11 protein-coding genes and 1 riboswitch are annotated in these 11550 nt (G+C 43.1%); of the genes, 1 reads left to right on the forward strand and 10 read right to left on the reverse strand.

The genetic code is table 11. From position 1 onward, the window contains the following. Positions 1 to 15 precede the first annotated feature (15 nt). Positions 16 to 198: a 4-oxalocrotonate tautomerase gene (locus tag SCRDD08_RS06995; RefSeq protein ID WP_005589823.1), complete on the forward strand. Its 183-nt coding sequence runs from the start codon at positions 16 to 18 to the stop codon at positions 196 to 198. A gap of 53 nt (positions 199 to 251) precedes the next feature. Here the strand turns inward: SCRDD08_RS06995 and SCRDD08_RS07000 are convergent, their stop codons facing one another. The 10 genes from SCRDD08_RS07000 to SCRDD08_RS07045 form a co-directional block, all read right to left on the reverse strand. After that, positions 252 to 1592 carry an MATE family efflux transporter gene (locus SCRDD08_RS07000; protein WP_061423000.1) on the reverse strand — a complete coding sequence of 447 codons (1341 nt, stop codon included), beginning with the start codon at positions 1590 to 1592 and terminating at the stop codon, positions 252 to 254. Positions 1593 to 1829: 237 nt separating this feature from the next. Further along, entirely contained in the window at positions 1830 to 3095 is a 1266-nt protein-coding gene (locus SCRDD08_RS07005) for a nucleobase:cation symporter-2 family protein (RefSeq protein WP_061423001.1), read from the reverse strand. A gap of 1 nt (position 3096) precedes the next feature. Further along, positions 3097 to 3678: a xanthine phosphoribosyltransferase gene (locus tag SCRDD08_RS07010; RefSeq protein ID WP_061423002.1), complete on the reverse strand. Its 582-nt coding sequence runs from the start codon at positions 3676 to 3678 to the stop codon at positions 3097 to 3099. Positions 3679 to 3779: 101 nt separating this feature from the next. Then, positions 3780 to 3877: riboswitch (purine riboswitch) on the reverse strand. Next, positions 3872 to 4855, reverse strand: coding sequence for a GMP reductase (gene guaC, locus SCRDD08_RS07015; RefSeq protein WP_061423003.1), 984 nt, complete (start codon positions 4853 to 4855; stop codon positions 3872 to 3874). It overlaps the preceding riboswitch by 6 nt. Before the next feature lie 169 nt (positions 4856 to 5024). Continuing rightward, on the reverse strand, positions 5025 to 5210 hold the full coding sequence (locus SCRDD08_RS07020; RefSeq protein WP_061423004.1) for a twin-arginine translocase TatA/TatE family subunit: 186 nt from the start codon (positions 5208 to 5210) through the stop codon (positions 5025 to 5027). Beyond that, a complete protein-coding gene (gene tatC, locus SCRDD08_RS07025; RefSeq protein WP_061423005.1) occupies positions 5210 to 5917 on the reverse strand; it encodes a twin-arginine translocase subunit TatC in 708 nt (235 codons plus the stop codon). The genes SCRDD08_RS07020 and tatC overlap by 1 nt, the downstream gene beginning before the upstream one ends. Then, positions 5910 to 7607 (reverse strand): FTR1 family iron permease, encoded by a 1698-nt coding sequence (locus SCRDD08_RS07030; RefSeq protein WP_061423006.1) that lies wholly within the window; start codon positions 7605 to 7607, stop codon positions 5910 to 5912. The genes tatC and SCRDD08_RS07030 overlap by 8 nt, the downstream gene beginning before the upstream one ends. Beyond that, entirely contained in the window at positions 7585 to 8793 is a 1209-nt protein-coding gene (gene efeB, locus SCRDD08_RS07035) for an iron uptake transporter deferrochelatase/peroxidase subunit (RefSeq protein ID WP_061423007.1), read from the reverse strand. The genes SCRDD08_RS07030 and efeB overlap by 23 nt, the downstream gene beginning before the upstream one ends. Before the next feature lie 4 nt (positions 8794 to 8797). After that, positions 8798 to 9670 carry an iron uptake system protein EfeO gene (efeO, locus tag SCRDD08_RS07040; RefSeq protein WP_005589812.1) on the reverse strand — a complete coding sequence of 291 codons (873 nt, stop codon included), beginning with the start codon at positions 9668 to 9670 and terminating at the stop codon, positions 8798 to 8800. A 126-nt stretch (positions 9671 to 9796) separates the two neighbouring features. After that, entirely contained in the window at positions 9797 to 11350 is a 1554-nt protein-coding gene (locus SCRDD08_RS07045) for a ClC family H(+)/Cl(-) exchange transporter (RefSeq protein ID WP_061423008.1), read from the reverse strand. Positions 11351 to 11550 lie beyond the last annotated feature (200 nt).

Genomic DNA, 11550 nt, shown 5'->3' on the forward strand with positions numbered 1-11550 from the left:
AAAAGGAGAAATCATATGCCATTTGTAAGAATTGATTTATTTGAAGGCCGCAGCTTGGAACAAAAGAAAGCTTTGGCTAAGGAAGTCACCGAAGCCGTTGTCAGAAATACGGGCGCACCTCAGTCTGCTGTCCATGTCATCATCAACGACATGCCAGAAGGCACTTACTTCCCCCAAGGTGAAATGCGAACAAAATAAAATCAAAAAGGCTGAGATAATAACTCAGCCTTTTAATTTTATGATGAAAACGCTCAGCGTCGCTTCTTTTGGATATAATTCAATCGCAGTTGGTAAAGGATTGCACTCACGACCAAACTCGCAATCAGTCCAATCCAATAACCATAAGGTCCCAAGTCCGTAGCCTGATCTAAAAACAAGCCCAGAGGCAAAGAAACGCCCCAGTAAGCTAGCAAGCCTAAGTAAAATGGAGCTTTCGTATCCTTGTAGCCTCGCAAAATTCCCTGCAAAGGAGCGGCAATCGTATCAGCCAATTGGAAAAAGAGGCTAAAAGTCAGAAAGATTGAGGTCAGACGAATAAACTCTGGATCAGAGCCATAGAGACTGGCAACCTTGTCTCGGAAAATATAGAGAAAAATCAAGGTAAAGACCGCGAAAATGGATGCCACAATTCTCCCCAAAGTACAATATTTCTTCACATCGTCAAGTCTTTCAGCTCCCAACTCATAAGAGGCGATAATGGCCATAGCTGTAGAGATACTCATAGGGAAAGCATACATGAGAGTAGAAAAGTTCATAGCGGACTGATGGCTAGCGATAATCAAAGATGAAAATTTTGACATCACCAGTCCGACGATTGAGAAGATGACAACTTCGGCAAAGACTGTCCCTCCTATTGGCAATCCTAAGCGAAAACCTTCAGCTAAACCAGCTTTGTTCAGGGGACGAATTTTCCAGAGTTGGTATTGGCGGACTTTAGGATGTTTGATGGCCAATAATAGTGATATGATTAATAAAACCCAATAAGCCAACGAAGTGCCTAGTCCCGCACCAGCTCCGCCCATTTCGGGAAAGCCAAAAGCTCCATAAATCAACACATAATTAAAGCTAGCATTCAAAGGTAGGAGCAAGAGCATCAAATACATAGAAAGCCGAGTCAACCCCAAAGCATCCAAGAGAGAGCGAATAACGCTAAAGAGCAAGAAGGGAATAATACCGATGGACAAGTACCAAAGATAATGCTGGGCCACATCTTTTACTAAAGGGTCTAAGCTTAGACGCTGCAAAACCAAAGGGGCACCTAAAAATACCAGCGCAAATAAAATCAGAGATAGAGTCAAAGAAAGATAGATGAACTGATAAAAATCAGGGGCTATTTTTTCATCTTTCCCCTGTCCCAAATGATGACCAATGATCGGAACCAAGGCAGACACAATCCCCGTCAGAAAGGAGAAAAATGAGCCCCACAGACTGGTCGCCATAGAGACACCTGCCAGATGCAAGGTATCGTATTGGCCCGTCATGGTCGTGTCAACAAAGGAAGCCGAGAAATTTGCCAGCTGATAAATCAAGATGGGAAGAAAAATTGAGACAAACAAGCTTAGGCGTTGTTTCAAATGATAAGTCTGATACATGATAAGGTCCTTTTTTAATCTTCTTTAACTATACTACAAGCCGACTGAATAGTCAAAAGAGGCCGGGACAAAAGTCCTAGCCTCTCAATTGTCTTTGGATTGTCGAGCAAGACGCAGTGGTTGAGTGGGCTCTACTACGCTGATTTCATCAGCTTTTACAGCCCTACTCAACTGTGCGGAGGTGGGACGACGAAATCGAATTTTAACGAATTACCGATTTCTGTCCCACTCTCTTTCTTATTTATTTTTGCGATTTAAGATAGCGTTTAGGACAATGGCAATCAGACTAGCCATGACAATTCCATTTGAGAAGAACATCTGAAGGCTGGTCGGTAAGCTGTTGAAAAGGCTGCTACCATTGAGTCCGACACCTGCTGAAATAGAAATTGCTGCAATGAGGAAATTATGCTCGCTATGCTCAAAATCAACACGCGCTAAGATTTGCATCCCCTGAACGGACACAAAACCAAACATAACTAGCATGGCACCACCAAGAACTGGACTTGGGATAATTTGTGCCAAGGCTCCGAATTTTGGCAAAAGGCCGAGGAGAATCAGGAAACCAGCCGCATAGTAAATCGGCAACCGCGTTTTGATACCGGATAATTTGACCAAGCCAACATTCTGAGAAAATCCTGTGTAAGGGAAAGTATTGAAGACACCACCCAGCAGGACCGCAAGTCCTTCTGCTCGATAACCATTTCGTAAGCGGGTGCTGTCAATTTTATCTTTGGTAATGTCAGAAAGTGCCAAGTACACCCCTGTTGACTCTACTAAGGAGACCGTTGCGATGATACACATCATCACGATAGAAGAAAATTCAAACTTTGGAGCTCCGAAATAGAAAGGGGTTGGCACATGGACCAGCGGAGCCTTTGCAACGGGCGTCAAATCCACCAAGCCCATAGCACCTGCAATGCCCGTACCGACAATCAAACCAATCAAAATAGAGATGGATTTGATAAAACCTTTGGTAAAAATGTTAATCAAAAGAATTATCAGCACCGTCACAGCTGCTAGAATCAGACTTTGAGCGGTTGGCTTGTCTACATTATTTCCCATATTGCCAATGGCTACTGGAATCAAGGTCAACCCAATGGTCGTAATAACCGAACCAGTCACAACAGATGGAAACAAATTAGCGATTTTTGAGAAAATCCCAGCGATCAGAACAACATAAATCCCTGATGCAATCAAGGCACCAAACATGGCACCACTACCGTGACTCTGCCCAATGATAATCAAGGGAGCAACGGACTGGAAGGCCACGCCCAGCACGACCGGCAGACCGATACCAAAATATTTATTTAGCTGGAGTTGCAAGAGAGTGGCAACTCCACACATGAAAATATCTGTTGAAATCAGATAGGTCAGCTGCTCAGCCGAGTATCCCAGAGCCCCAGCAATCATAATTGGAACCAGAATGGATCCGGAATACATAGCCAACAAATGCTGCAAACCTAAAATGGCTGCCTGTGAATGTTTTTCTTCATTATAGTTCATCTTATAGATCTGCCTCTCTAAATACAACTTTTCCATTTTCAAATCTGTCAATCCGAGCCAAAGAAAGCACTGTTTGGCCTTGAGCCTCTAGCAAGCTTCGACCATCTTGGAAAGATTTCTCAATCACGATTCCAACGGCTGCTACCTCAGCACCAGCTTCTTCAATGATTTTAATCAGGCCCTTGGCTGCCTGACCATTTGCCAAGAAATCATCAATAACCAAAACCTTGTCACTTGACTCCAAAAACTTACTAGCGATGGAGACCGTCGAAGTGACCTGCTTGGTAAAGGAATATACTTCCGCCGTTAAAATCCCTTCAGTCATGGTGATGTTCTTAGACTTTTTAGCAAAAATCATTGGAACACCCAAGGCTTCCGCCGTATAGACAGCCGGTACAATCCCTGAAGCCTCAATCGTCACAACTTTTGTAATGCCTGCATCCCTGAAATGCTCGGCAAATACTTGTCCGATTTCTTTCATAAGCGAAAAATCAACCTGATGAGTCAGGAAAGAGTCAACTTTGAGAATATTTTCTCCCAAAACGTTGCCGTCTTGCAGAATTCTCTCTTCTAATTTTTTCATGTATCTCCTCTTAACATATCTTGGTTCAATGAAGAAAGGACCTGCCACGATAAGCAAGTCCTTTCTTTTTATGACAAATAGCCTGACACTGAAAGTGCCAGAAAGTCATTAGGCTCACTTATTGTTAGATGTTTGGCATCTTGTAGAGACCTTGCCCCAATCATTAGCAAGATAAATAAGTTATTCTATTTCATTAATGAGCATCGCCATTCCAGATGGAATTTTTAACGATGACATAGTCCACACGAGTTAGGCTATGCAAATCGCGACCTCCTGCATAGGAAATCGAGCTCTGCAAATCCTGCTCCATTTCAGTTAATGTATCTTGCAAGTGGCCCTTAGCCGGCAGCAAAATCTTCTTGCCTTCGACATTTTTATAAGCACCTTTTTGATACTCGGATGCAGAACCATAGTATTCTTTAAACTTATCACCATCTACCTCGATGGTTTCACCTGGGCTTTCAATATGGCCGGCAAATAGCGAACCAATCATGACCATGCTGGCTCCGAAGCGGATTGATTTGGCAATATCACCATGCGTCCGAATCCCTCCGTCCGCGATAATAGGCTTGCGGGCAACCTTTGAACACCAACGAAGCGCAGACAGCTGCCAGCCGCCCGTACCAAATCCTGTCTTGACTTTGGTAATGCAAACCTTACCTGGACCAATGCCAACTTTGGTCGCATCCGCGCCAGCATTTTCCAGCTCCCGCACAGCTTCTGGAGTTCCGACATTTCCAGCAATGACAAAGGTCTCTGGCAATTCTTTCTTGATGTGCTGAATCATTTGAATCACGCTGTCTGAGTGCCCGTGTGCAATATCAATGGTAATGTATTCAGGTGCATCATCTTTTAGGCTGCTAACGAAGTCATACTCATAGTCTTTCACACCGACGGAGATCGATGCAATCAGGCCTTGCTCATGCATTCGTTTAACGAATGGTTTGCGACCTTCCTCATCGAAACGGTGCATAATGTAGAAATAGCCTCCTCGAGCAAGCTCCTCAGCGACAGATTCGTCAATAATCGTTTGCATATTGGACGGAACGACTGGCATCCGAAACCTATGCTTACCAAATTTCACGCTAGTGTCAGCCTCTGAGCGACTTTTCACAATACATTTCGCTGGAATTAGTTGAATATCTTCATAGTCAAAAACCTGAAAATCATTGAGCATGGAAAACTCCTTATCAATACTTAAAAATGACCTACCTATGCTCTTCAGCATCGCTACATCTATCCAGACGTTTCCAGAAAAAGTATATCACAAGGTACAGATTTTGTAAAATATTTCAAGTAAATTATTGATAACGTTCGGAAATTAATAAAACACGGGCGACCGTGTTTTATTCTTTCTTATCTTTTTCTGAGTTGGAGTCTTCTGCTCCTCCATCAACTGCCTTTTTAAACTCTGAAAACATTTTTCCAATAGACTGCCCTAGCTCTGGCAGACGTTTTGGCCCAAAAATCAGTAAGGCACCTAGGACGATAACGATAAGCCCTGGTAGTCCGATATCTTTTAAAATTCCCATTACGATGTTCTCCTTTTCTCAATCATTTTACTCAATAGGATACTAACTTCAAACAGCAAAATCAGTGGCACTGTCATTGACAAGTCACTGATGAAATCAGCCGGCGTCAAGACAACTGCTAATACCAATAAAACGAAATAAGCATAGCGTCTATATTTTATCAAAAATTGCGGTTTGAGCAAACCGATTGATGTCAGAAAGGCCACAATGACAGGCAATTCAAACAAACAAGCAATCGGAATGGTCGTGTGAAACAGAAAGGCCAGATAGTTCTGCGCTGTCATCTGGACGGCAAATAAACCATCTCCTAAAGAGAGCAAAACTTGCAAAATAGCAGGACTGACAAAGTAAAAACCAAAGGCCAAGCCCAAGACAAAGCTGAAAAATGTGGCTGGTATGTAAGCAAAAATCGCCTTTGCCTCACTATTTCTCAGAGCAGGTCGGATAAATTCCCAAATCTGATAGACCATAAAAGGCAAGGACAATGAGAAAGCCACAAGACTAGCCAAGCTAATATAAATCCAAAGGATGTCGTCTGGTCCCAATACAATCAGCTTCTGCTCAAAGGAAGCGGTCAGCCATTTGTAAATATCCGTTGCAAAAAGCAGACTGATCAGAAAAATCAAACCAAACCAGATTAAGACAGCAAGGAAGCGCCATCTAAATTCCGCCAAGTGCTCCACAATCGTCTGTTCCTTATTAGGCATCTGATCGCTCCTTTTGCCGATTTTTAAATGTCACATAAAGAACAACGACAAGAAAGACGGCTTGACTTAGAACCACTTCTAGGCTCGGATAAATTCCCAGCCAATCAATGGTTGGAAGATGAGACAGCAAGTGACTAGGGAAAATAGCTGTTAATTGCAGGGCATGAATGCTGACACCTAACATCTTAAAAGCCAAGGCATAAATCAGCCAGGTCAGACCAAAGAAAATCCGATGAGGCCGAATCAAACTGCTGGCCTTGGTCATTAGAATTGCGAGCAAAACTAAAACCAAAATAGCAAGTCCCAATCCCAAAAAGAAGTCCAGAGCAGCAATGCGTGGTAAAATACCTGCATAGAACAAGATAGTCTCCGCTCCCTCACGGAAAACAGCGAGAAAGCTCAGGGCAAACATGGAAATAAAACTACCACTAGCTGTCACTGCCTGCATTTGACTTTCCATGAAGTCATTCCATTTCTTGACAGAGGACCTACTGTGGAGCCAAATGCCGACCAAAATCATCATAACAACCGCAAAAATCCCCACTGCTCCCTCAATAATTTCACGATTGGAGCCAGAGGCGACGGCTGGAAAAAGAGTTTGCAGCAAAATAGCAATGGCCGCACTGGCTAGTACGCCCAAGCCAGCACCAGTATAGACCCATTTGAGGCCTTTTTTCATCTTGGAGGCTTTGAGCGTCGTAACAAGTGCCATCACAATCAAAAGAGCCTCAACGCCCTCACGCAGCAAAATCAGCATGGCATCAAAGAAAGTATAAGACCCGCTGGTGTCAATCTGTTCTAGCTCACTGATTAAGGACGCGAGCTGGTCTTGATACTCCTTATCCTTGCCCTTCACCATGATGACAGGCGACTGGCTTTCTACTTTGGTATAGAGGGAGGGATTTTTAGTGCTGACATCTCCTTCAACACTTGGCCAAATCGTGATAAATTTCTTCATCGCAGCCTTGCCCTGCTTTTCGTCTCCTTTTTGGAAAGCAAGCAGAGCCTTTTTCAGAAGACCAATACCATCTGCCAGTGTAAGATTTTCACTGCTAGCAGACGCCTCTTCTCCCTTGACAAAGCTATCAATCGCTGCTCTCAAGTCATCATAGGAAGTTTGAATAGCTTCAAAATCCGTTGGCTCTGTCTCGATGGCACTCCGTAAAAATGAAATGACCGTCTCCACCTTGCCATAATGAGCCGTGCTATGATCCCGCACCACTCCTTCATTGGCAGTCCAAGTCGAATTCATTTTTTTATAGGCTTCACGAATCTTTTCAAGATCCTTGCTCTTAATCGCTGCCTGAAGAGCTTGAAATTTTGATTCCAGTTTATTGACCAGCTTGGTTTTTTCCGCCTCAAGATCAACAGGATTCTGCTCCTTTTCAAAAGCCAAAAGAGCAGCTGAAACCTTGGTCAGCTTATCCTCTGTCACATCGCCTGAGATAGTCAATGCCTTGCTGACTTCTTTCCCTGCAGCTGAGTCATGGTTGCTTAAAGCCGCAAATTCAGTCTGGATTTCTTCCAGCAACTCTTTGGCACTGGCTTGGTCGCCTTTTTGAACGGCGGTGCTGGCATCCGTAATCTTGATAAAGAGACCACTATAAGAATCCTCAGCTGATACAGGCTGAGCTAGGAGTACGAGCGCCAAAAGTAAAAACAAGATCTTATTCAAATAATTTCTGACCAAGATATTCTCCTTCTTTGACACCACCGAAGCAAGCAAACAAGCCACTGCCCACATGGGTGACATATTCATTCATCTTATCCTGTGCTCCAAGATTGGTCTGCACTTTGATAAAGCTGTCGGGATCCTTTTGGAAAGAGATAAAAAGGAGGCCTGTATCAAATTGACCGGTTGTTTCATCAATACCATCCGAATAGGAATAGGAACGACGATAAAGAGGTTTATCGACCTCTTTAGCCAGCCGCACATGTGCATCAACTGGAAGCAGGTCCAAGTCTACCTCATCGAATTCATTCTTCTTGCCAAAGGGCGCTCCGCTCTCCTTATAACGGCCAAAGGTATTTTCTTGCTCTTGCAAATTGGTCCGATCCCAAGTCTCAAGGAACATCTGGATTCGGCGGACAGCCATATAAGAGCCCCCCTTCATCCAGTCCTTGCTGTCACACCAAACCACCTTGTCAAAATCTTTCTCCTTGGTGACATTGGCCGTGCCGTCTTTAAAACCAAATAGATTGCGGGGAGTAGACATACGATCGCCTATAGCAGCAAAACCAGTCTGGCTCCATTTCATGGTGACAGCATTTCGCGCTTTACGAACTAGATTACGAACGGCATGAAAAGCCACCTGCTCGTCATCTGCGCAAGCTTGAATGACAATGTCACCGCCAGTATATTTCTCTTTTAGTTGTTCCTTAGGGAAAGGAGGCAGGTCGCGAAATTCCTTGGGCTTTTTATTCTCCAAGCCCATTTTTTTCAGGAAAGAGGCGGAGATACCAAAGGTCAAGGTCAGTCGATAAGGGTTGAGTCCGACTGTTTCGCCAGTATCCGTAGGTGGCAAGAGGGCATTAGAACCATCTTTTTTGACTAGCTCCCCATTGACCAACTTTTCACTGTAAGCGGTCCAGTCCTTGAACATCTGGATAATGGTCTCTTTATCCGTCGTATGCAAGTCCAGGATGACAAAATAGATATTCTTTTGCATGGCTGTTGTGATACCAGCTTGATGCTCACCGTAAAAACTGATTTCTTCATCGCCGTCAGCCAATTTTTTGTCTTCTTTCGCTTGATTAGCGAAAAAAGCAGATGCACTGGAGACACCAAGTGCTAAGCCTGCGCCTCCAATCCCTGCTTTTTTAAGAAATTCCCGACGATCCATTTTTTTATTAAACCATTTTTCGTCCTTGGTCATCTTCTTACTTCCCATCTAGGATGATACCCATTTGAGAGAGAGGCTCGCCTAGTTTTGTGACAGCTTCTCCTAACTCTTTAGTGTCTTCCTTGCTCAATTCGGTATAAAGTTTATAATTCTTAGAATCCGTCATGTGCTTGTCTAACAAACTATTAACATTCTTGAACTCAGTTTCTATACTTTTTACCAGTTTTTCATCTTTCTTCTCAATCAAAGGTTTAAAGAGTTCAAAAATCTTTTCTGCCCCTTGGATATTGGCACGGAAATCATACAAATCCGTATGGGAGAAGATTTCTTCTTCACCAGTAATCTTGCTGGTCGCCACTTCGTTAAGGAGGTCAACTGCACCAGTCAGCATGATGTCTGGTGTGACCTCAACAGTCGCGATTTTAGCCTTTAATTCTTTGATGTCATTGACCAATTGGTCTGCATATTTCTCTGTACCAGTCGTTGTATTACTTTCCCACAGAATTTTTTCAATCCGGTGGAAGCCTGACCAGCCTTCTTCAGTCTTGTTTTCATCCACATAGTCAGCTAAGCGGAAGTCAATTTTCACATCAGACTCTCCGAAGCTTTCGGCAATCGGCTCTGAACGCTCGTAGCTCATGCGAATTAGCGGATACATTTTCTTAGCTTCATCAAGCTTGCCTTCTTTGAGCGTATCTCTGAATTTCTCCGTATCCGTCAATAATTGATCAATTTCTTTCTGTACAAAGGCTTTATACTCTGCTGTTGCCTTATCCAAAGCTTTCTGGTCAGAGGCCGATAGACTTGTTTTCGCTTCCGAACTGCTGGCACTTGTATTCGATTTTTGATTAGCAGCACAGCCAGTCAGTAAAATAGCTGTTGACAATAAGACAATTCCAAGTTTTTTCATCTTGACTCCTTTATTTTCCCTAAAAGGGGCGAATTCATATAAATTATAACAATTTATTTCTCATATTTCAATAAATTGTCAGATAATTATAATAAAACTTTCCTTTCTGAGTAAAAAATGAGCATTTCAAAGCAAGATATCCTTAATTTTGCCAATTTCTGACTTCTTAAGGACTACATAAATCGTATCTCCCAGGTAGAGACGACTGGCTCCGTTGACCGTCTGGGTCTTGCCCTTATGGATATTCATGGTGATTAAAACGCCGTGTGGCAGCTCCAACTCATGCACTTGTCGCCCTGCGATCTTTTCTGAAACAGGAATTTCAATCAGGGTCGTCTCACCGTCATCTTCAATCCGATCTGGCAGCATTTTTTCAAGCATGGCTTCATAGACAGGCGCTCCCTTCAGCAGATCCATAGCAATATAAGCCATTAGAGTAACCAAGCCCAGTGGCATAAGATTTCGAATATCTCCCACCATCTCTGTCACGAGAATCATAGCTGTCAGCGGAGCTTTGGAAATAGCACCAAAATACCCACTCATTCCCAAGATGATAAAGATTGGAAATTGTTCCTGCGTGATAAAGCCAGCCTCCACACAAAGTGCTCCAATTGCTGCGCCTAGTAAAGAACCTAAAGCCAAAATGGGTAGAAAAATGCCACCAGGAAGTCCGCTGCCATAACTAATCATGCTCCATACAAAACGGAGTAAGAAAAAGAGAATCAAGGTTCCAACTGTGTAATGAGCACTCGTCAGAGACAAAATTAGCTGGTTCCCACCGCCCAGCAAATGAGGCAGAAAATAGCCAATCGGAACGATTAAAACAAAGGCAAAAATCGGATAGTAAGCTTTTGGTATTCTAAAAAATTTGCCTAGGGCTTCATAAACCAAATGAATATTGAGGACTGCTTTTTCATAGAGAAAACCAGCCAAGCCCAGAAACAAGCCCATTAAAATATAAATCCAGTACTGATTCAGCCCCATGAAAGGAATATTATCCGGCATATCCAAAACAGGAGTCAGGCCAAATATAGACAGCGAAATAAAATTCGCCACCAAACTTGCAGCCAAGGTTGAAACCCAAAAGAAGCGGGAGAAATGATGGTACACTTCCTCAACAACAAAGAGCAAACCTGCAATTGGCGCATTAAAAGCCGCAGCCAAGCCCGCAGCCGCACCACTGGCAATCAAGGTTCGTTCCTCTACCGGACTCAAGTTTAGCCACTTAGATATGCCTTTTCCACTCATCGCTCCTAGCTGAATACTCGGTCCCTCACGTCCCAGCATCAAGCCACTGGAAATCGCTAAAATACCAACTAAGAATTTTTTCCAGAGAATGCTCCACCAAGAAAGTGACATCAAGCCTTTCAACTCGGCCTCAACTTGTGGAATCCCTGAACCCTTTATATCCTTTTCTGTAGCTACCAATCTAGCATTTATAAAAACAATAAAAGCATAGAAGAAAAGCAAGGCTACTAGCCAAAACCACTCACTTCTGCCCCTCACATAAGCCGCCTGAATCAAGTGAAAACTTTTCTCAATCAATAAACGAAATGCTCCCACTACTACTCCAGCAAAAATGCCCACCAGAATCCCCCTGAACACTTGGGAAATAATAGAGCTGGATATAAAATTAAATTCTTTTTTCGTATCAGAAATTTGTTCTTTTTGTTTGATCATCATTTCTCTCCCAAAGACCTTATAGCAACATTTTAGCACAACATGTGGGCAAGAAACAAGGCAATAGTGATGAAGGTTTTTGTTTCACCTATAAAACTTTTAACATCAACTCCCTCAGAGTTAAAAGAATGCCAAAAATGTTGTTTGAGCATAAAAGAGGCTGGGACAAAAGTCCTAGCCTCTCAATTGTTTTTGGATTG

Origin of the sequence: Streptococcus cristatus (assembly GCF_001578775.1) — a bacterium.
GTDB classification, from domain to species: domain Bacteria; phylum Bacillota; class Bacilli; order Lactobacillales; family Streptococcaceae; genus Streptococcus; species Streptococcus cristatus_A.

Bases quoted from the DNA above. Each gene is read 5' to 3' on its own strand.
- SCRDD08_RS07045 (WP_061423008.1), bottom strand. From the start codon at position 11,350: ATGATCAAACAAAAAGAACAAATTTCTGATACGAAAAAAGAATTTAAT.
- efeB (WP_061423007.1), bottom strand. From the start codon at position 8,793: ATGACCAAGGACGAAAAATGGTTTAATAAAAAAATGGATCGTCGGGAA.
- SCRDD08_RS07020 (WP_061423004.1), bottom strand. From the start codon at position 5,210: ATGGGAATTTTAAAAGATATCGGACTACCAGGGCTTATCGTTATCGTC.
- guaC (WP_061423003.1), bottom strand. From the start codon at position 4,855: ATGCTCAATGATTTTCAGGTTTTTGACTATGAAGATATTCAACTAATT.
- SCRDD08_RS07000 (WP_061423000.1), bottom strand. From the start codon at position 1,592: ATGTATCAGACTTATCATTTGAAACAACGCCTAAGCTTGTTTGTCTCA.
- SCRDD08_RS07010 (WP_061423002.1), bottom strand. From the start codon at position 3,678: ATGAAAAAATTAGAAGAGAGAATTCTGCAAGACGGCAACGTTTTGGGA.
- SCRDD08_RS06995 (WP_005589823.1), top strand. From the start codon at position 16: ATGCCATTTGTAAGAATTGATTTATTTGAAGGCCGCAGCTTGGAACAA.
- SCRDD08_RS07005 (WP_061423001.1), bottom strand. From the start codon at position 3,095: ATGAACTATAATGAAGAAAAACATTCACAGGCAGCCATTTTAGGTTTG.
- efeO (WP_005589812.1), bottom strand. From the start codon at position 9,670: ATGAAAAAACTTGGAATTGTCTTATTGTCAACAGCTATTTTACTGACT.
- tatC (WP_061423005.1), bottom strand. From the start codon at position 5,917: ATGCCTAATAAGGAACAGACGATTGTGGAGCACTTGGCGGAATTTAGA.